Here is a 19670-nt window from a genome sequence, read left to right as displayed (position 1 = left end):
CGCCTGCCCCTGGGGCCGGGTCAAGCGATCACCGGTACAGGCGCAGGTCCGCGATGCTCCACCAGCTCCCGCTGCTGCCTGTCGAGGTGATCCGCAGGTAGCGGGCGCGGGTCGGGCGCAGGTCGACGGTGTTCAGCTGGCCGGCCCCGGCGCCGCGGGCGAGGGTGCGCCAGGTGGCGCCGTCGGTGCTGGCGGTCAGCTCCCAGCCGCGGGCGTAGTCCCCGGTGTAGCCGCCGCTGTCGATCGCCACCCGGCGGAACACCCGGGCCCGGCCCAGGTCGGCCTGCAGGTACTGGCCGGGCTGCTGGGCGGCGCCGCTGGACCACCGGGTCGAGGCGTCGCCGTCGACGGCCGCCGCCGGGGTCTCCCCCGCCGGCGAGGCCGTCGCCGTGACGCCGGTCAGCGGCACCGGGTCGCGGTCCGCGGTGATCCCGCGCGGCCAGGTGAAGGTGGCCAGCGCGCCGCCGGGCAGGGTGTACACGAAGGAACGGCCGCCGACCGCGACGGCGAAGGTCCGCGGGTCGTCGTTCTCGTTGTGCACCACCAGCGCGGTGGAGCCGTCCGGGTTGCGGAACGCCACGTCCATGATCTGGCCGTTCCAGCCGGTGGTGCCGAACGACGTGCTGGCGATGCGGACCGCGCCGGGGCGCACGAACTTGGCCAGGTGCCCGATCGTGAAGTACTCGGCGTCTCGGGTGACCGTGCCGTCGGCCTGCAGGGTCAGCAGGCCGGTGCAGGTGCCGCAGCCGCCCAGGTGCGGCCCGCCGGTGTGGTCCAGGGCGATGTTCCAGTTGACCACGGACTTGGCCCAGTTGCGGGTGGCGCCGATCGCGAGCGTACGGGCGTGCCAGGTCAGCGTGCCGCGGAAGATCTGCTCCGGGGTGTCGGCGGGCCCGTGCGAGCCGGAGCACTCGGTGAACCAGATCCCCTTGTCCGGGTGGGCGTCGTGCAGCGCGGTCTGGGCGCTCGGGTCGCCGGCGTAACAGTGGTACGCGGTCCCGGCGACCCACCGCGCCGCCGGCGTCTCCAGCAGTCGGTACGGGTAGTCGGTCTCCGGGTCCTCGCCGGGCGGCGTGGTGGCCACGTCGCCGGGGTGCGTGGCCCAGTTGTGGTCGTAGCCGAGGATCTTCGTGCGGGGGCTGACCCGGCGCAGCAGCGGCCCGAGCGCGGCGATGACCCGGGCCTCCTGGGCCACCGGCACGGCCGCGCCCGGGTAGCCGCCGTCGTGGCGGTTCTGCGGCTCGTTCTGCACGGTGAGGTAGTCGATCGGCACGCCGGCCCGGGTGTACGCCTGCACGAAGGCGACCAGGTAGCGGGCGTACGCGTCGTAGATCCTCGGGTCGTCGATGAGGTGGCCGCCGATCAGCGAGTCGCTGGTCTTCATCCAGGCGGGCGGGCTCCACGGCGTACCCATGATCTTGAGGTCGGGGTTGAGCTGCCGGGCCCGGCGCAGCAGCGGCAGGATCTGCGCCCGGTCGTGGTCGATGCTGAAGTGCCGCAGCGCGAAGTCGGTCCGCCCGGCCGGCACGTCGTCGTAGCTGTAGTGGGCCGCGGCGGCGGTGAAGTCGGAGGAGCCGATCGGCTGGCGCAGGAAGCCGACGCCGATGCCGGCGCGCGGGTCGAACAGCGAGCGCAGGGCGTCGTCCCGGGCGGCCGGGTCGAGCCGGTACAGCACGCTCGCGGCGGAGTCGGTGAGCGAGGCGCCGAAGCCGTCCATGCTCTGATAGCGGGTGCGCGGGTCGATGGTGATCGTCGTCTCGGGGCTGCCGCCGCGGGCGAAGGCGACCGGGGCGCGCTCGTGCAGCTGCTCCGCCCGGTCGACGGTGGTGACCCAGACCCGGGCCTCGACCGGGCGGGCGCCGCGCGCCTGCGCGGGCGCCGTCGCCAGGATCAGCAGCGCGGCGGTGGCCGCCGCGCCGAACGCTCGTCGTCTCATGGCCGCTCCCTCTGGAACAAATGAAACAATACGCCACTTGCCATCGACAGGAGACAATGCGGAAACGAGGATGTCAACGCTGCTACGGTGGAAACTGTGAAACAAGGCGATGTAACAGAGCGCGGTCGCAGCACTGTGAGGGAAGTGGCCGCCGCGGCGGGCGTCTCCATCGCGACCGTGTCGCGCGTCCTCAACGGCCGCGGCAGCGTCACCGCGGAGACCCGCGAGCTGGTCGAGAGCACCGTCGCCCGGCTCAACCGGCCCGGCCCGCGGCCGCGCGGCCCGGCCCGGCCCATCCCCGGGGCCGTGCTGGTGCGCTGCCCCTACCTGCTGACCGACTACTTCGGGATCATCGTCTCGTCGGTGGCCGAGACGCTCCAGCTGCACGAACGCCCGGTGCTGCTCAGCGCGGGCGAGGCGGCCCAGGACGCCGCCGTGCTGGCCGGGCTGCCCGGGCGGGCGGGCATCGCCGGGGCGGTGCTGATCCTGCCGCCCGAGCCGGCGGCCGACCTGGAGACCCTGCGCAGCCGCCGGTTCCCGTTCGTCGTCGTCGACCCCCGGCTGCCCCCGCCGCGCGACGTCGCCGCCGTCTCGGCCGCGCACGCCGCCGGCGCGCGCAAGCTCACCGCCCACCTGACCGGGCTGGGTCACCGGCGCATCGGCGTCGTGGCGGGTCCGCGCGAATGGCTGGCCAGCGACGCCCGGCTGGCCGGGCACGCCGCCGCCCTGGCCGACGCGGGGATGATCGGTGCGCCGGACCTGATCCGCCACGTCGAGCCCACCGTGGCCTGGGGCCGGCGCGCCGCCGGGGAGCTGCTCGACCTCGGCGAGCGGCCGACCGCGCTGGTGGCCTTCAACGACAAGGCCGCGGTCGGCGCGCTGCAGGCCGCCGCCGAGCGGGGCCTGCGGGTGCCCCGGGACCTGTCGGTCGCCGGGTTCGACGACATCGACCTGAGCCGGGCCACCAGCCCGATGCTGACCACCGTGCGCCAGCCGCTCGGCGAGCTGGGCCGGATGGCGGTCACGCTGCTGATCCGGCTGCTGGACCGGCACACCCTGGAGGCGCTGCACGTGGAGCTGGCCACCGAACTGGTGGTCCGCGACTCCACCGGGGCCGTCCCGCCCGGATAGGGTGCGCCGGTGACCCTTTCATCCTTGCCCGGCCCTCCGGACCCCCGCCCGCGAGGCCGCGGCGCAGCGCGGCGCGGCGCCGCCCGGTGCGGTCGGTCATGACGGCGTTCGCGGTGGTGGGCGCCGGCTGGCGCGCCGAGATGTTCTGGCGGATCGCCGCCGGCCTGGAGGGCGTCCGGTGCGCCGGGGCGGTGGTCCGCTCCCCCCGCGAGCTGGGCGTGCCGACGTTCGCCTCGCTGGCCGAGTGCGTGGCCGCGACCAGGCCCGACTTCGTGGTCACCGCGGTGCCCTGGCCGGTCACCCCCGGCGTGATCGTCGAGGCCGTCGAGCGCGGCCTGCCGGTGCTGGCCGAGACGCCGCCCGCCCCCGACGCCGCCGGCCTGCGCGAGCTGTGGGCCGCCGTGGGCGACTCCGGGCTGGTCCAGGTGGCCGAGCAGTACCTGCTGATGCCCTCGCACGCCGCCCGCGCCGCCGCCGTACGGGCCGGGCTGATCGGCACCCCCACCCAGGTCCAGGTCTCCTCGACCCATCAGTACCACGCGGTCTCGCTGATCCGGGGCCTGCTCGGCGCCGGCCGCGGCCCGGTGACCGTGCGCGCCAGCCGCAGCACCGCCCCGCTGGTCGACCCGCTGACCCGCGACGGCTGGACCGACGACCCCGACCCGCGGCCGGCCACCACGACGATCGCCACCCTCGACTTCGGCGACGGCCGCAGCGGGCTCTACGACTTCACCGACAACCAGTGGCACAACCAGCTGCGCTTCCGCCGGCTGCTGGTCCGCGGCAGCCACGGCGAGCTGCGCGACGACGAGGTGATCCGGCTGAGCGAGCCGCGCACGCTGGTGCGCTCACCGCTGGTCCGCCGGCAGACCGGCTACGACCTCGACCTGGACGGCTTCGACACCGACACGATCACCCTCGGCGGCGAGGTGCTGTACCGCAACCCGTACCCGGGGCGGCGCTGGAGCGACGAGGAGATCGCCATCGCCACCCTGCTCGACGCGACCGCGGCCTGGGTCCGCGGCGCCGCCCCGGCGCCGTACCCGCTGGCCGACGGCGCCCAGGACCACCTCGTCGCGCTCGCCGTCGAGGAGGCGGCCGACACCGACCGCACGGTCACCACGGCCACCGAGATGTGGGCCTGAACGATCTCAAGCCGGCCCGTTCGCCGCCGATGGGAGGGAGGACCTGCCCGCCCTGCGCCGAACGGAGCCCCGGATGACCACGCGCGCGCTCCGCGCCGGCTTCGCCGGGTGGCTCGCCGGGCTGACCGCGGTCTACTACGCCTGGCCCGGCCTGCACGTCTTCACCTGGGGCCTGATCGGCCTGTCCGGCGCGGCGGCGATCGTGGCCGGCGTCCGCCGGCACCGCCCGGCCCGGCGCCTGCCCTGGTATCTGCTCGCCGCCGCCCTGCTGTTCTTCGTCGGCGGCGACACGATCGGGTACGCCCGCCTCGCCCTGGGGCTCGACGCGCCGTTCCCGGGCCAGGGCGACGTGCTCTACCTGCTCGTCTACCCGCTGCTGGCGGCCGCCCTGGCCGGGTTCATCCGGACCCGCTCCGGCGCGGGCAACCGGGCCGCTTTGCTCGACGCCCTCGTGCCCACCGTCAGCCTGGGCCTGCTCACCTGGGTCTGCCTGATCGCCCCGTACACCCGGGCCGCCGACCTCACGCAGCTGGAGAAGGCCGTCTCGGTCGCGTACCCGCTGGGTGACGTGCTGGCCCTGGCCATGATGCTGCGCCTGCTCACCGGGGCCGGCCGCAAGCCGCCGGCGGTGAGCTGGCTGGCCGTCTCGATCGTCGGGGTGCTGATCTCCGACGTGGTCTACGGCCTGGCCCGCCTGGACAGCTACTGGGCCGTGGGCGGCCCGGTCGACCTCGGCTGGGTGGTCTTCTACGCCGCGGCCGGCTACGCCGCGCTGCACCCGTCGATGACCTGGCTCACCGACGCCCAGGAGCCGGCGCCCGGCACGGTGGCGACCGGCGGGCGTCGCCTGCTGCTGCTCTCGCTCGCCGCGCTGATCGCGCCCGCGGTGCTGCTGGCCCAGCACCTGAACGGCGCGGTGGTCGACGCCCCGGTCATCGCGGCCGGCTCCGCGGTGATGTTCCTGCTGGTCATGGCCCGGGTCGGGGATCTGCTGGGCGAGCAGCGCCGCACCAACCTGCGGGAGAGCGCGCTGCGCCGGGCGAACGCCGACCTGGCCGCCGCGACGACCGAGGACGACATCGTGGCCGCGGTACGGGCCGCGATCGCCATGCTGATGCCCGCCGGCCGGCGGTACGAGCTGATCGTCGGTGACCGGGCCCCGCTGACCGACGCGTCCGCCCCGGAGCCCGGCGTCAGCCTGGTGCCGGCCCCGGAGCACGGCTTCGCGTCGGCCCTGCGAGCCACGCTGGTTCTGCCGGGCTCCCCGCCGCACCACGGCTCGGTCCTGCTGGCCGCCCCGACGCCCGTGCTGCGGTCGGTGCTGCCGGCCGTCCGGGCGCTGGCGGCCCAGGTCACCATGGTCGTCGAGCGGATCGGGCTGGCCGGCGAGATCAGCCGCCGCGACGGCGAGGCGTACTTCCGGACGCTCATCCAGAGCGCGTCGGACGTCATCCTCATCGTCGGCGACGACGACCGGATCCGGTACGCGAGCCCGTCGGCCACCGCCGTCTTCGGCCGGCCGGAGCTGACCGGCGCCCCGCTGGCCCTGCTCATCGCCGACACCCACCACGACGCCCTGGCCGACGCGCTCGTCCGGATCCGCGCCGGGCGGGGGCACGCCGAGGGCATCGACCTGACCGCCGTGTGCGCGGACCGGCGCCTGCTGCAGGTGGAGTGCGGCGGCCGCGACCTGCGGGCCGACCCGACCGTCGGCGGCGTGGTGCTGACCGTCCGCGACGTCACCGAACGCCGCCGGCTCGAGAACGACCTGGCCCACCAGGCGTTCCACGACGGGCTCACCGGCCTGGCCAACCGGGTGCTGTTCCGCGACCGTCTCGACCAGGCGCTCACGCTGGCCGGCAGCGGCGCCGACGAGGTCGGCGTGCTGTTCGTGGACCTCGACGACTTCAAGGAGGTCAACGACACGCTCGGGCACGCGGTCGGCGACCAGCTGCTGGTCGCGGTCGGCCGGCGCATCGCGCAGGCCATCGGCCCCGGCGACACGGCCGCCCGGATGGGCGGCGACGAGTTCGCGGTGCTGGTCGCGCCGGCCGCCGACGCGAGCGCCGCCGAGCGGGTCGCGGCGCACATCGTCGCCGTGCTGTCCACGCCGGTCGAGGTGAGCGACGGCCTCGGCGGCACGCACATCGTCAGCGGCGCGGCCAGCGTCGGCATCGCCACCAGCCGCGACGCCGGCGGCCCGACCGAGCTGCTGCGCCACGCGGACCTGGCCCTCTACCTGGCCAAGGGGGCCGGCAAGGGCACCTGGCAGCGCTACCGGAGCGACCTGCACACCGCCATGGTCGAACGGCTGGCCCTGCGGACCTCGCTGCTGGAGGCCATCGACGCCCGGCAGTTCGTGCTGCAGTACCAGCCGATCGTCGACGTGCGGACCCGGGCGGCCGTGGGCGTGGAGGCGCTGGTGCGCTGGCAGCACCCCGAGCGGGGGCTGCTGGGCCCGTACCACTTCATCGAGCTGGCCGAGGAGAGCGGCGCGATCGCCGGCCTCGGGGCCTGGGTGCTCGGCGAGGCGCTGCGCCAGTTCGCCGCCTGGCACGCCGCCGACCCGCAGCTGGCGCTGCGCTACGTGAGCGTCAACGTCTCCGCCCGGCAGTTCCGCGCCCCCGGCTTCGTGGACCGGGTCCGCCGGGCCCTCGCCGACGCCGGCGCGCGGCCCGAGTGGCTGCTGCTGGAGATCACCGAGAGCCTGGTGCTGCGCGACGCCGAGCAGGTCTGGGCCGAACTGCGGGCGCTGCGCGAGCTGGGCGTGCGGATCGCCATCGACGACTTCGGCACCGGGTACTCCTCGCTGAGCTACCTGCGGCAGATGCCGGTCGACGTGCTGAAGATCGACAAGTCGTTCATCGACGACATCACCGCCAGCCGCCAGCAGCGGGCGCTGGTCGACGCGATCGTCACGCTGGCCCGCAACCTGGACCTGACCGTGGTGGCCGAGGGCATCGAGGACGACGACCAGCGCGACCTGCTGGAGCGGATGGGCTGCCCGTACGGCCAGGGCTACCTGTTCGCCCGGCCGCTGTGGCCGGCCGACGTCCCGCCGCTGGTGGGCGCGGTGACCGTCGCCGCCTGAGGCGACCGGGCGGCGAGGAAGCGCCGGTACTCCTCGTAGCGCAGCGGGTTGCCGTCGCGCCGGGGCTCGCGCGGGGCGGGCCCCCGCAACGGCCGGTCCGGCCCGGGCCGGCTCCACAGCGCGCCCTCGCCGTGGGTGAGCCCCGGCAGGGCGCCGGCGAACTCGTGCGTCAACCGGGCCGGCAGCCGGCCGGTGACCAGCCACGACCCGTCCCGCTCGGCCGAACCCGTCACGTCGGCGCCGAGCAGGGCGAGCCGGCCGAGCACCGCGCTCACCGCGGCCGCGGGCACCTCGGCCTCGAAGGCCTGGCACGGCTCGCACACCCGGGTGCCGGCGTCCCGCAGGGCCCGCAGCAGCACGACCGGGGCCAGCCCGCGGAAGTCGGCCGCCGCCGAGATCGGCGCCCGATAGCCGGTACGGATCACCGTGACCGTGCAGTCGACCACCTCCCAGCCGTACAGGCCCTGCTCGACGGTGCGGCGTACGGCCTCCTCGGTGGCCCGGTGGAACGCCTGCGGCACCGCGCCCGGCTGCACGTCGCGGATGTAGCGCAGCCCCGACCCGGGCGGCCCCGGCTCCACCCGCAGCCCCACGGTCGCCCAGAAGTCGTTGGGCCGGCGCGGGTCGAACGCGATCACGCACTCCCCGGTGCCGGTGACCCGCTCGAAGTAGACCGGCCGGATCTCCCCGAACTCCACGGCCAGCCCGAAGTCGCGGGCCAGCCGGTCGGCCAGCACCTCGCGCTGGACCGCGCCGTGCAGCAGCACCGACGTGCCACCCCCGGGCACCGCGCGGGCCCGGATCAGCGGGTCCTCGTCGGCCAGCGCGGTCAGCACGGCGTGCAGCCGCCCCTGCTGCGCCGGGTCCCGGGGGCGCACCAGCGACTCCAGGCTCGGCGGGGAGAACAGGGCGGCGGGGACGGGATCGCCGGACCCGCCGAGCCGGTCGCCGACCCGCACGCCGCGCAGGCCGTGCAGCCGGCCGATGCCGCCGGCGGTCAGCTCGGCCCCCGCCGCGCCCACCACCTCGACCGCGGTGACCCGACCGCGGATCGGCGCCGTCGTGCCGTCCGGGCCGGGCCGGTGCAGCACGAGACGCTGCCGCTCACGCACCACCCCCGAGAAGAGCCGCAGGTACGCCACCCCGCGCTCCACGGCGAACACCAGCCCGCGGGCGTCGTCGGCGGTGTCGTCGTCGACCGGGCGGGGCCGCAGCAGCGTCGCGATGCCCTCGGCGAGCTGACCGGTGCCCGCGCCGGTGGTGGCCGAGCCGAAGAACAGCGGGTGCACGTGGCCCGCGCCGGTCTGCGCGGCGAGCCGGTCCCGCAGCTCGGCCGGGCCCGGCTCGTGGCCGTCGACCAGCGCGGCCAGCAGCTCGTCGTCGTGGTCGGCCAGGATCTCCGCGGCGGCGCCCGCCCACGCCCGGGGCACCGCCTCGGCCGCGGGACCGCCGGGGTCGCGGACGGCGTTCAGCGCGACCACGGCGACGCCCAGCTTCGCGCGGATGTCGGCCAGCAGGGCGTCACCGCGCGCGCCGGCCCGGTCGATCTTGTTGACGAACACCAGCGTGGGGATGCCCAGCCGGCGCAGCGAGCGCAGCAGCACCCGGGTCTGCGCCTGCACGCCCTCGACGGCGGACAGCACCAGCACCGCGCCGTCGAGGACGGCCAGGGCCCGCTCCACCTCCGCGATGAAGTCCGGGTGCCCCGGGGTGTCGATGAGATTGACCCGCAGGTCGCCGAGCGCGAACGAGGCCACCGCGGACCGGATGGTGATGCCGCGCTCGCGTTCGAGCTCGCCGCTGTCGGTGGTGGCGCTGCCGGCGTCCACACTGCCGAGCGTGGCGACGGCGCCGTGCGCGTACAGCAGGCGCTCGGTGAGGCTGGTCTTACCGGCGTCGACGTGCGCCAGGATGCCGAGATTGAGCGTGGGCAAGGAGATCCTCGGAGGTCAGGGAACGGATGGACGGCCTGAACACACCGGTTCCTCGCATGTCCGTACCCTTCCCCGAGCTGCCGTGGTCACCGCCACCCTAGGGCGGCGCCCCGGGCGGCGCCACCGGTTTACCCGCGCCTTACCCGCGCCGGTGACCGGCGGGCAGAATCGGCCGGGTGCATGTCCTGGACAACCCCGCCTGGTCCGCCCTCACCGGAACGCAGGCCGGCCTGGCCGAGCGGCACGGCCGCAGCGCCCGCTACCGGCCCGACGTCAGCCCGTTCGCGGCCGTCGACGACCCCGCCGACCCGGCGGCCTGGCACGACCTGGCGGCCCTGGCCACCTCCGGGTACCAGCCGTTGCTCGCGGCGCCCGGGCTGACCGCCGCGCCGGGCTGGACGCGCGCCGGCGGGACACCGGGCGTGCAACTCGTCGGGGCCGGCGTCCGCGGCGCGGCGGACCCGGAGGCGGTGGTGCTGACCGCCGCCGACCTGCCGGAGATGCTGGACCTGGCCGCGCTGACCCGGCCCGGGCCGTTCGGCCGGCGCACCCCGGAGCTGGGCACGTACCTGGGCATCCGGCGCGGCGGCCAGCTGGTGGCGATGGCCGGGGAACGGATGCGACCGGCCGGGCACACCGAGATCAGCGCGGTCTGCACCGACCCGGCGTACCGCGGCGCGGGGCTGGCGTCGCGGCTGATCGCGGCGGTGGTGGCCGGGATCCGCGCGCGCGACGAGGTGCCGTTCCTGCACGCCGCGGACGCCAACACGGGGGCGGTGCGGCTCTACGCCGAGCTCGGGTTCACGGTCCGCACGCCGATCGTCTTCGGCGCGTACCGGCCCACTCCCCTTTGACCCACACCCTAGAGCTGGCCGTGGTTGGGCGGCTGGACCCCGGCCAGCTCCCACGCCGCCAGGTGGTGGTACTTCCAGTCCACCGGGTCGTGCACGCTGTGCGTGCGGGCGTTGCGCCAGTGCCGGTCCAGGTCGTACTTGGCCGCCGTGGCGCTGGTGCCGCACATCGCGAACAGCTCCGACGCCGTCTCGACCGCGACCTCGCTGGCGAACGCCTTGGCCGCGGCCACCGCCAGCGAGCCCCGGGCGGCCGCCGCGGCGTCGGCCGGGACCAGCCCGATCTCCTCCAGCTCGGCGGCCGCCTCGCGGAGCAGGGCCGCCGCCGCGCGGACGCGGGTGGCGGTGCGGCCGTACCGGTGCAGCACGTGGGGGTCGCCGGCGGCCGTGGCCGCACCGGCCCGGACCGCCTCGGTGGAGGGGCGGGCCTTGTCCCGCAGGTACGCGGCCGCGTCGCGCAGCGCCCCCTCGGCGATGCCCACCTCGATCGCCGCGTGCACCAGCTGGGCCCGCGCGCCCAGCTGCTGCGGCACCTCGAAGGCCCCCGCGTAGTCCAGGACCAGGTCGGCCGGCACGTCGGCGAACGTGGTGGTGCCGCTGATCGTGGCCCGCTGGCCCATGACGTCCCAGTCGGTGTCGACGGTGACGCCGGCCGCGTCGCGCGGCACGAAGGCCAGCACCAGGCGGCCGTCGCCGTCCAGCGCGCTGACCGCGATCCAGGCGGCCGTCAGTGCCCCGGTGCAGTAGTACTTGCGGCCGCTGAGCCGGCCGTCCGTCAGCCGGGTGGTCAGGTCCTGGGCGTGCTTGCCGCCGCGTTCGGCGAGCGCGTTGCCGATCCGCCGGCCGGCCAGCACGTCGGCGCACAGCCGGGCGCGCAGCGGCGCCTCGCCGTGCACGGCGAGCACGTCGACCATCAGGTAGTGGGCCTGCGGGACCTGGGCCAGCGCCGGGTCGACGGCGGCGATGATCCGGGTGACCTCGGCCAGCGTGGCCGGCCCCAGGCCCGGGCCGCCGTCGGCGGCCGGCACGGTGACGGCGAGCAGGCCGGAGCCGTCGAGCTCGGCCAGGGCGGCGGCGGGTACGGCGTCCGCCCCGTCCCGGTCGCGCTGGACCGCTCCGGGGGCGAGGGCGGCGGCGACCCGGGCGGCGGCGGCGAGGGCGGCGTCATGTGAGGCGAGAATCGGCACCGTCCGATCGTAGGGGCAACCGTCCCGCACCCGGACCGGTCCCGTCCGCGCACCCGGGCCGCTGTCTGCTGGACGGATGACGAGTGGGCGCACCTGGAAGCTCTACGCCGCCGCGATGGCCCTGGCCGTCGCGGGTTACCAGCTGATCCCGGAGAACGGCTGGTGGGAGAGCTGCTGGGAGGTCGCCATCGGCTACGCCGGCACCGCGGCCATCGTGCTCGGGGTCCGCCGGCTGCCGCTGCGCGACCGGCTGCCCTGGTGGTGTTTCGCCCTGGGCATCTGGAGCAACGCGACCGGCATCGCGGTGGCCATCTACAGCGCCGAGGTGCTGGGCTGGAGCGACATGCCGACGCCGTCGGACCCGTTCTTCCTCGGGCTGTACCCGGCGTGCGCGCTCGGACTGGGCCTGCTGATCCGGCGCCGCGACGCGCGGCGCAACTGGACGGCGATGGTCGACGCCACCACCATCACCACCGGCCTGGGCCTGCTCGCCTGGGTGTACGTGATCCACCCGGCCGCCCAGGACACCGGCATGTCGATCCTCGGGCGCACGGCGCAGGTCGCGTACCCCGTGGGCGACCTGCTGCTGCTGGCCATGATGACCCGGCTGCTGCGTACCGGCGGCAGCCGCGGCGCGCCGTTCTGGTGGATCACCGGGTCGCTGGCCGCGTTCCTGGTCGGCGACACCACCTGGGTGGTGCTGGGCAACCTCGGCGACCTCGGCGCCCACCTGGAGGAGGTGCTGTGGTTCCGCCGCGGCCTCGACGAGGTGTTCCTGATCGCCTTCACCCTGTTCGGCATCGCCGCGCTGCACGCCGGCGCCCGGGAGCTGGGCCGCACGGCGACGCCGCAGCCCCCGCGGCTGGGCAAGCTGCAGCTCGTCGCGTTGACCACCACCTCGCTGATCGCCCCGGCCATCCTGGCGACGCAGCTCTACCACGGCGAGATCACCGACGGCCCGGCCATCGTGATCGGCTGCACGGCGCTGTTCCTGCTGGTCGTGACCCGGATGGCGCAGCTGGTGCGGCAGGTCGAACTGCAGAGCCGGCAGGTGCGGGAACTGTCGCGCACCGACGAGCTGACCGGGCTGCCGAACCGCCGCGCCTGGAACGACGAGCTGCCCCGGGCGCTGGAGCACGCCCGCCGCGACGGCGCCCCGGTGACGGTGGCGCTGCTCGACCTCGACCACTTCAAGAGGTTCAACGACAGCTACGGTCACCCCGCCGGCGACCGGCTCCTCAAGGAGGCCAGCGCGGCCTGGCACGGCGCGTTGCGCCAGATCGACACCCTGGCCCGCTGGGGCGGCGAGGAGTTCATCGTGCTGCTGCCGGGCGCCGGCGTGGACGAGGCCCGCGACGTGCTCGCCCGCGCCTTGGCGGCGACGCCGCTGGGCCAGACCTTCTCGGCCGGGGCGGCGCAGTGGGACGGCGCCGAGACCTCGGAGGATCTCGTCCAGCGGGCCGACGCCGCCCTGTACGCGGCCAAGCACGCCGGCCGCAACCAGATCGGCACGTCCCTCCCCGGCGAATCGACACGTGTGCATATGCGCAGCTCTGCATAGCCAACGCGCCCGGTTCGGGGTTCCGGTCCCGGGCGGCGGGGTGGATAGGGTGGGCGGCGACCGACCGACCCCGTCATCCGGAGTGACCACTGTGACCGCACCCGAGGACGTCACCGACCGGCGCGAGAGCGCGCCGGCCGGCCCGGAGCCGGCCGCGCCGCCGCCGGCCCCCGCCGGCGGCCGGCGGTTCGGCTCGGTCGAGCTCCTGGCCGTGCTGCTCGTGCTGCTGGTGATCCTGCGCAACCCGCTGGCCGCGCTGGTCTCCGCGCCGCGGCTGCAGACCTGGACCACCGTGTTCGTCTCGGTGCTGGTGCAGGCGGTGCCGTTCCTGGTGTTCGGCGTGGTGCTCTCGGCCGTCATCGCCGTGTTCGTGCCCCGGTCGTTCTGGGCCCGGGCGCTGCCCCGGCACCCGGCCCTGGCGGTGCCGGCGGCCGGCCTGGCCGGGGTGGTCCTGCCCGGCTGCGAGTGCGGCAGCGTGCCCATCGCCGGGTCGCTGATCCGCCGCGGGGTGACCCCGGCCGCCGCGCTGGCGTTCCTGCTGGCCGCGCCGGCGATCAACCCCATCGTGCTGACCGCCACCGCGGTCGCGTTCCCGGGCCGGCCGGAGATGGTCGTCGCCCGCGGCGTGGCCAGCCTCGCCGTCGCCGTGGCGATGGGCTGGTTGTGGCTGCGGCTGGGCCGCAGCGAGTGGATCAAGCTGCCGGCCCGCCCGGCCGAGGACGGCTCCCGGCTCCAGGCGTTCGTGGCCGCCTGCCGGCACGACGTCATGCACGCCGGCGGCTTCCTCGTGCTGGGCGCCGCGGCCGCCGCCACCATCAACGTGGTGGTGCCGGAGAGCTGGCTGCAGACGCTGGCCGACAACGAGGTGCTGTCGATCATCGCCCTGGCCGTGCTGGCCGTGCTGCTGTCGATCTGCAGCGAGGCCGACGCCTTCGTGGCCGCGTCGCTGTCGCAGTTCTCGCTCACCTCGCGGCTGGTGTTCCTGGTGGTCGGCCCGATGGTCGACCTCAAGCTGATCGCCATGCAGGCCGGGGTCTTCGGCCGGCGCTTCACCGTCCGCTTCGCCCCCGCCACCTTCGTCGCGGCGGTGCTGGTGGGCGCCGGCGTCGGGGCGGTGCTGCTGTGAACCGGCAGGCCCAGGCCGTGATCATGCTGCTGTTCGGCGGCGCGATCCTCAAGGCGAGCCTCTCCGAGCTGTACCTGCGCTACGTCAAGGAGGGCCTGCGGCCGTTCCTGATCGGCGCGGGGGTGCTGCTGGTCGCGGCCGCGGTGCTGACGCTGTGGTACGACCTGCGCGGCCGGACCGCGGGGCCCGACCGGCCCGCCGGCCCCGGCGGCCCCGACGAGGACACCACGCCGGGCGGGCACGACGAGCACGGCGGGCACCACCACGAGCCGCGGGTCGGCTGGCTGCTGCTGTTGCCGGTGCTCGGACTGCTGCTGGTCGCGCCGCCGGCGCTGGGCTCCGACGCGGCCGGGCAGGCCGGCACGGTGCTGACCGCGCCGGGCGCCGACTCCGACTACCCGACCCTGCCGGCCGGCGACCCGGTCGATCTCGGGCTGCTGGACTACGCCTCGCGGGCGGTGTTCGACGGCGGGCGCAGCCTGACCGGCCGCACCCTGCGGCTGACCGGTTTCGTCACGCCCGGCCCGGACGGGCAGCCGATGCTGGCCCGGATGGTGATGTCGTGCTGCGCCGCCGACGGCCGGCCGATCAAGGTGGCGCTCAGCGGGGACGTCCCGGCGGCCGTGCCGGCGGACACCTGGATCCAGGTCGTCGGCGGGTGGACGGCGCGCACGGCGCGGGACCCGGTGAACCAGGCCGAGGTGCCGTACCTGGAGGTCCGCTCCTGGCAGGAGGTCACCCCGCCGAAGCAGCAGTACGAGTGAGACGGCTGCCCGCCCTCGCCGGTCTCGGCGTCGCCCTGGCCGCGGGCGCCGCCCTGCTGGTGTACGCCCCGCACGACCCGGCGCCCGCCCCCGCGGCCCGGGTGCCGCTGGCCACCGCCTGGCCCGGCGCCCAGCGCGCCGAGCTGCCCGGCAACCTGCGCGACGGGCCGCTCTACCACCCGGGCCTGTTCCTGGACGCCCGCACCAGCGTGGGCACCGCGCCGAGCCCCGACGGCACGGCCGAACGGCTGGTGCTGCGCGGCGCCGACGGCGCCGTCCGCGAGCTGCGCCGCCGCCCGCTGTCGACGAACCCGGACTTCAGCGCCTTCGCGACCGCGGGCGACGACCTCGCGTGGGTGGAGTCGGCCGACGGCGGCGCGACCGAGCTGTGGACCGCGAAGACCTCCGGCGGCCCGGCCCGGCGGCTGACCACCGACACCGGCAACGCGGTGTTCTTCGGCTCGCAGTGGGACCTGGTGCTGGCCGGCGGCCGGGTGCACTGGGCCGCCGCCGGGCCGGGCGGCGAGCCGACCACCGAGATCCGTTCCGTGGCCCTGACCGGCGGCGCGGTCGCGGTCCGGGAGGAGCCCGGCTCCTGGGCGCTGACCGCGTGGCCCTGGCTGACCGACGGCGGCGGGGACCAGGCGGGCACCACCCGGCTGCGCAACACGGAGACCGGGCGGGACACCCCGGTCGAGACCTCCGGACCGGAACTGATCACCTGCGCCCCGGCCTGGTGCCGGGTGCTGGTGATGAACGGCGACGGCCTGGCCCGCATCGACCTGATGCACCCGGACGGCTCCGCCCGCCGGCGCATCGCGGGCGGCGCGGCCGGCGCGGCGGTGCCCGACGTGGCGGTGCTGGACCGCTTCGAGCTGCTGTCCGAGACGGCCCCGGACTCCGACCTGACCGGCACGGCGGGGCTGTTGGTCTACGACATCAAGGCGGACCGCACCGTGGACGTCACCCCGGCGGCGGACGGGGTGTTCTGCCGCAACGGCGTGCTGTGGTGGGCGACCGGCGACCAGGACTCGCTGGCCTGGCACACGCTGGACCTGCGCACGGTGTAGACGTACCGCTCCCGGCGGGCGCCGGGAGCGGGCCGTCGTGCTCAGCGGGTGGCGCCGGTGATCTCCCCCGGGTGCTGGACGGCGGTGAACACCCGGTGCCGTCGAACGCCGCCGGAGCAGTTGTTCAGCGTGCCGACCGGGGTCGTCCCCGGGGGTCGGCCGCGGTGCGCAGCAGCGGGGCGCCGGCCGCCCGGCCGCGCCGGCGGGAGCACCGCCGCCGGACCGCGGCGCCGGACCGGACCCCGCGGCCTCCGCCGTGGCCGGGGCCGCGCCGAAGATCGACAAAGCGTCGTCAGAGGGCCAGCGCGGCGACCTCGTCCGCGCAGCCCCAGCACAGCGTCATGCCGGCGCCGCCGTGCCCGTACGCGTGCACCACCGTCCCGCCCGGCCACTTCTCCGCCTCCACCCGCGGCCCGCCGCGCCGCACCGGCCGCAGCCCGACCTTCTCCCCCACGATCGGCGCGCCCGCCAGCTCCGGCACCAGGGCCCGGCAACGTTCCAGGATGGCGTCGCGGGTCGCCGGGTCGGGCGTGGTGTTCCAGTCGCCCTCCTGCCAGGTGCCGCCGAGCACCACGTCGCGGCTGCGCGGGTGCACGTACGTGCCGGGCTCGCCCTCGTCGCGCACGCTGGTGTAGATGCCGGTGTTGGCCACCAGCACGATCTGCCCGCGGGCCGGGAGCACGTCCGGGTCGCCGCACAGCGGGCCGGCGGCCAGCCCGGTCGCGTTGACCACCACCGGCGCCTCGACCAGGGCCTCCTCCAGCCGGTCGACGCGGCGCCGCAGCACCCGCGCGCCGGCCGTCCGCAGCCGCTCCCGCAGCCACGGCAGGTACTCGCCCATCTCCACCAGCGGCGCGCGGAACCGCACCTCGCGGGTCCACGGCGCGGGCGCGGGGTGGTACCGCACCCCGCGCGCGGCCGGCGCCCACCACGGCTCGCCGGTCGCCCCGGAACGTTCCAGATTGCGGGTCTCGCGCACCAGCACGCCGGGCACCCGGTCGAAGGCGTCCCGGCGGAACTGGTCGTAGCTGGCCGCCGCCCAGGCCAGGATCCGCTCGCCGGGCCCGGTCCGGGTGGGGTACCAGGCCGCCGCCGCGACCGCGGACACCGTCTCGGCCGGCTCCTGCGCCGACCACACGGTCACCTCCGCGCCGCGCTCGCGCAGCCGGGTCGCCGCCGTCAGCCCGATGATCCCGCCGCCCACCACGATCACGTCCGCCATACCGCGATCCTGGCCCAATCCGGCGCCGCGCACCCGGCCTGAGTCGGAGGTACGACCGCGCGGAGGGCGGCCGGCGCCGGTTGCGGGTCCCGGCCGGCGGCCGCCGCGGGCCGGCCCCGTATCCTTGTCGTCGTTGATGCCGGTCGCCACTGTGACCGGCGCACGACGGATCCGGAGCAAAGATAATGAGCGAGCACCTGTTCGCGGACGCGACAGGCTTCGCCGGTCTGGCGCTCCGTCCCGAGCTGCTGAAGGCACTGACCAGCTTGGGCTACGAAGAGCCGACGCCGATCCAGCGCGAGGCCATCCCGCCGCTGCTGGCGGGCAACGACCTGCTGGGCCAGGCCGCGACCGGCACCGGCAAGACCGCGGCCTTCGCGCTGCCGCTGCTGCACCGCCTCGAGCCGGACGCCAGGGGCGGCCCGGCCGCGCTGGTGCTGGTGCCGACCCGCGAGCTGGCCGAGCAGGTGTCGCAGGCGGTCCACCGCTACGGCCGCGACCTCGGCGTGCGGGTGCTGCCGGTCTACGGTGGGCAGCCGATCGGGCGCCAGCTGCAGGCCCTGCAGCGCGGCGTGGACGTGGTCGTCGGCACGCCGGGCCGGGTGCTGGACCACATCAGCCGCGAGACCCTCGACCTGAGCGACGTGCGCACGGTGGTGCTCGACGAGGCCGACGAGATGCTCGACATGGGCTTCGCCGAGGACATCGAGGCCATCCTCGCCGAGACCCCGCAGACCCGCCAGACCGTGCTGTTCTCCGCCACGATGCCGCCGCGCATCGACGGCATCGCCCGCCGGCACCTCAAGGACCCGGTGCGCATCCAGATGGGCCGGGAGGCGTCGGCCCCGGGCGAGATCCCGCTGGTGCGCCAGAGCGCGTACATCGTGGCCCGGGCGCACAAGTCGGCCGCGCTGGGGCGGGTGCTCGACGTGGAGGCGCCCACCGCGGCGATCATCTTCTGCCGGACCCGCGAGGAGGTCGACCAGGTCACCGAGACGCTCAACGGGCGCGGCTACCGGGCCGAGGCGCTGCACGGCGGCATGAGCCAGGACCAGCGCGACCGGGTCATGGGCCGGCTGCGGGCGGGCAGCACCGAGCTGCTGGTGGCCACCGACGTGGCCGCCCGCGGCCTCGACGTGGAGCAGCTCACCCACGTGGTGAACTACAACGTGCCGTCGGCGCCCGAGGCGTACGTGCACCGCATCGGCCGGGTCGGGCGGGCCGGCCGGGAGGGCGCGGCGATCACCCTGGCCGAGCCGCGCGAGTCGCGCATGCTCAAGGCGATCGAGCGGCTCACCCGGCAGCGGATCACCCTGGAGAAGGTGCCCACGGTCACCGACCTGCGGGCCCGGCGCCTCGAGCTGACCCGCGCGTCGCTGGAGAGCAGCCTGCAGTCGGACGACCTGGAGCGCTTCCGGGTCGTCATCGAGTCGCTGACCAGCGAGTTCGACATCGAGACGGTGGCCCTGGCCGCGGTCAAGCTGGCCCACGAGGCGGCCGGCGGCGACGTCGACGAGCAGGAGATCCCGACGCCGCGCGAGCTGGTCCGGGAGCGCCCGGAGGGCCGCGACGGCCGGCGGACCGAGCGGCCCGAGCGCCGCGGCGGACCGGCCGGCGAAGGCGTCGCCCGGCTGTTCATCGGCCTGGGCCGGCGCGCCGGCCTGCGCCCGCAGGACCTGGTCGGCGCGATCGCCGGCGAGTCCGGGCTCAACGCCCGCGACATCGGCGCGATCCAGATCACCGACCGGTTCTCCCTGGTCGAGGTGCCCGAGTCGGCCGCCGAGATGGTGATCGCGGCGATGTCGCAGGCCACCGTCCGGGGCCGTCGGCCGCAGGTGCGCCGGGAGCGTTACAGCCGCTGAAGCGTGAGCGGGTCGTCCTGGCCGCCGTAGTAACGCTCGAGGACGGCCCGGAACACGCCCGGGTCGTCGGCGGCGTGCGCGAACAGCGTCATCGACGAGCGCAGCTTGAGGTCGTCCGGGGTGCCGAGGATCTGGGTGGCGGTGCGGCCCCGTACCGCCAGCAGCGCCTCGGCGCACTCGGTCAGCCGCGGGCCGAGCACCGGATGGGCCAGGTACGCCCGGGCCTCGGCCAGGTCGGCGACGGCGTAGTGCTGCGCGGTGGCGGTGCGGCCGAGCCCGGCGATCTGCGGGAACACGAACCACATCCAGTGGCTGCGCTTGCCGCCGGCCCGCAACTCGGCCAGCGCCTGCGGGTAGACGTCGCGCTGGGCGTCGACGAAGCGGGCGAGGTCGCTCACCGGGCGCGGGCCTTGCGGGTGCTCTTCGCGTTGGCCTTCTGGATGGCCTCGACCAGCTCCGCCTTCTTCATCGACGACCGGCCGCCGATGGACAGCTTCTTGGCCACCGAGCGCAGGTGCTCCTTGCTGGCGTTGGCGTCCACACCGCCGGCGGTCTTCTTCTTCGTGTCCCGTCCGCCGGCCGCCTTGGCGTCGCTGGGCCCCTTCTTCGCCTTGGGCTCCCAGTGGTCGCCGACCTTCTCGAAGGCGTGCTTGACCGCGGCCAGCGCCGTCCGGTGGGCGCGTTCGCCCTCGCCGTACTCCTTGACGGCGGAGTCGTGCGCCGCCACGTAGGTGTCCTGGGCCTTCTTCGGGGAGCGCTTGAGCGTCCCCGGCATGTCACGAGTCGCCAT

Annotated in this window: 15 protein-coding genes; 9 read left to right on the top strand and 6 right to left on the bottom strand. The window is 75.8% G+C overall.

Going from position 1 to position 19670, the window contains the following annotated elements:
- Positions 1-28: 28 nt before the first annotated feature.
- Complete coding sequence (locus Ani05nite_RS10725) at positions 29-1936, bottom strand: discoidin domain-containing protein (protein ID WP_203767300.1); 1908 nt, start codon at positions 1934-1936, stop codon at positions 29-31.
- A gap of 144 nt (positions 1937-2080) precedes the next feature.
- On the opposite strand from Ani05nite_RS10725, the gene Ani05nite_RS10720 reads away from it, so the two are divergent.
- The 3 genes from Ani05nite_RS10720 to Ani05nite_RS10710 all read left to right on the top strand — a co-directional run bounded on the left by Ani05nite_RS10720 (position 2081) and on the right by Ani05nite_RS10710 (position 7303).
- A complete protein-coding gene (locus Ani05nite_RS10720) occupies positions 2081-3067 on the top strand; it encodes a LacI family DNA-binding transcriptional regulator (RefSeq protein ID WP_239129635.1) in 987 nt (328 codons plus the stop codon).
- Positions 3068-3165: 98 nt separating this feature from the next.
- On the top strand, positions 3166-4212 hold the full coding sequence (locus tag Ani05nite_RS10715; RefSeq protein WP_203767298.1) for a Gfo/Idh/MocA family protein: 1047 nt from the start codon (positions 3166-3168) through the stop codon (positions 4210-4212).
- 73 nt (positions 4213-4285) lie between these two features.
- A complete protein-coding gene (locus tag Ani05nite_RS10710) occupies positions 4286-7303 on the top strand; it encodes an EAL domain-containing protein (RefSeq protein ID WP_203767297.1) in 3018 nt (1005 codons plus the stop codon).
- Here Ani05nite_RS10710 and Ani05nite_RS10705 read toward each other — a convergent pair.
- Positions 7231-9237, bottom strand: coding sequence for an elongation factor G (locus Ani05nite_RS10705; protein ID WP_203767296.1), 2007 nt, complete (start codon positions 9235-9237; stop codon positions 7231-7233). The genes Ani05nite_RS10710 and Ani05nite_RS10705 overlap by 73 nt on opposite strands.
- Positions 9238-9413: 176 nt before the next feature.
- On the opposite strand from Ani05nite_RS10705, the gene Ani05nite_RS10700 reads away from it, so the two are divergent.
- Positions 9414-10091 (top strand): GNAT family N-acetyltransferase, encoded by a 678-nt coding sequence (locus tag Ani05nite_RS10700; RefSeq protein WP_203767295.1) that lies wholly within the window; start codon positions 9414-9416, stop codon positions 10089-10091.
- Between the two features lie 8 nt (positions 10092-10099).
- Here Ani05nite_RS10700 and Ani05nite_RS10695 read toward each other — a convergent pair whose 3' ends face one another.
- Positions 10100-11275, bottom strand: a complete 1176-nt coding sequence (locus Ani05nite_RS10695; protein ID WP_203767293.1) for an acyl-CoA dehydrogenase family protein — start codon at positions 11273-11275, stop codon at positions 10100-10102.
- A gap of 76 nt (positions 11276-11351) precedes the next feature.
- Between Ani05nite_RS10695 and Ani05nite_RS10690 the strand changes: the two genes are divergently transcribed.
- The 4 genes from Ani05nite_RS10690 (at position 11352) to Ani05nite_RS10675 (ending at position 15796) form a co-directional block, all read left to right on the top strand.
- The gene (locus tag Ani05nite_RS10690; RefSeq protein WP_239129633.1) at positions 11352-12836 is read left to right on the top strand and encodes a GGDEF domain-containing protein; all 1485 of its coding nucleotides are present in this window, start codon (positions 11352-11354) and stop codon (positions 12834-12836) included.
- A gap of 91 nt (positions 12837-12927) precedes the next feature.
- A complete protein-coding gene (locus tag Ani05nite_RS10685; RefSeq protein WP_203767291.1) occupies positions 12928-13962 on the top strand; it encodes a permease in 1035 nt (344 codons plus the stop codon).
- A complete protein-coding gene (locus Ani05nite_RS10680; RefSeq protein ID WP_203767289.1) occupies positions 13959-14726 on the top strand; it encodes a TIGR03943 family putative permease subunit in 768 nt (255 codons plus the stop codon). Before Ani05nite_RS10685 ends, Ani05nite_RS10680 begins: the two co-directional genes overlap by 4 nt.
- Positions 14723-15796 carry a hypothetical protein gene (locus Ani05nite_RS10675; protein ID WP_203767287.1) on the top strand — a complete coding sequence of 358 codons (1074 nt, stop codon included), beginning with the start codon at positions 14723-14725 and terminating at the stop codon, positions 15794-15796. The genes Ani05nite_RS10680 and Ani05nite_RS10675 overlap by 4 nt, the downstream gene beginning before the upstream one ends.
- Before the next feature lie 292 nt (positions 15797-16088).
- Here the strand turns inward: Ani05nite_RS10675 and Ani05nite_RS10670 are convergent, their stop codons facing one another.
- Positions 16089-17018, bottom strand: coding sequence for an FAD-dependent oxidoreductase (locus Ani05nite_RS10670; RefSeq protein ID WP_203767284.1), 930 nt, complete (start codon positions 17016-17018; stop codon positions 16089-16091).
- A 185-nt stretch (positions 17019-17203) separates the two neighbouring features.
- Here Ani05nite_RS10670 and Ani05nite_RS10665 point away from each other — a divergent pair, with 185 nt between their 5' ends.
- Positions 17204-18880, top strand: coding sequence for a DEAD/DEAH box helicase (locus Ani05nite_RS10665; RefSeq protein WP_203767281.1), 1677 nt, complete (start codon positions 17204-17206; stop codon positions 18878-18880).
- On the opposite strand, the gene Ani05nite_RS10660 is transcribed toward Ani05nite_RS10665, so the two are convergent.
- Both Ani05nite_RS10660 and Ani05nite_RS40930 read right to left on the bottom strand, forming a co-directional pair.
- Entirely contained in the window at positions 18868-19278 is a 411-nt protein-coding gene (locus Ani05nite_RS10660; protein WP_203767279.1) for a DUF1810 domain-containing protein, read from the bottom strand. The genes Ani05nite_RS10665 and Ani05nite_RS10660 overlap by 13 nt on opposite strands.
- Positions 19275-19670 carry a ChaB family protein gene (locus tag Ani05nite_RS40930; protein ID WP_239129690.1) on the bottom strand — a complete coding sequence of 132 codons (396 nt, stop codon included), beginning with the start codon at positions 19668-19670 and terminating at the stop codon, positions 19275-19277. Before Ani05nite_RS40930 ends, Ani05nite_RS10660 begins: the two co-directional genes overlap by 4 nt.

The sequence above is a fragment of the Actinoplanes nipponensis genome (assembly GCF_016862275.1).
Lineage (GTDB): Bacteria > Actinomycetota > Actinomycetes > Mycobacteriales > Micromonosporaceae > Actinoplanes > Actinoplanes nipponensis.
The sequence above is the reverse complement of the archived record's forward strand: the minus strand, read 5'-3'. Positions and strand labels throughout refer to the sequence as shown.

Bases quoted from the DNA above. Each gene is read 5' to 3' on its own strand.
- Ani05nite_RS10670 (WP_203767284.1), bottom strand. From the start codon at position 17,018: ATGGCGGACGTGATCGTGGTGGGCGGCGGGATCATCGGGCTGACGGCG.
- Ani05nite_RS40930 (WP_239129690.1), bottom strand. From the start codon at position 19,670: ATGGCGACTCGTGACATGCCGGGGACGCTCAAGCGCTCCCCGAAGAAG.
- Ani05nite_RS10715 (WP_203767298.1), top strand. From the start codon at position 3,166: ATGACGGCGTTCGCGGTGGTGGGCGCCGGCTGGCGCGCCGAGATGTTC.
- Ani05nite_RS10665 (WP_203767281.1), top strand. From the start codon at position 17,204: ATGAGCGAGCACCTGTTCGCGGACGCGACAGGCTTCGCCGGTCTGGCG.
- Ani05nite_RS10710 (WP_203767297.1), top strand. From the start codon at position 4,286: ATGACCACGCGCGCGCTCCGCGCCGGCTTCGCCGGGTGGCTCGCCGGG.
- Ani05nite_RS10690 (WP_239129633.1), top strand. From the start codon at position 11,352: ATGACGAGTGGGCGCACCTGGAAGCTCTACGCCGCCGCGATGGCCCTG.
- Ani05nite_RS10725 (WP_203767300.1), bottom strand. From the start codon at position 1,936: ATGAGACGACGAGCGTTCGGCGCGGCGGCCACCGCCGCGCTGCTGATC.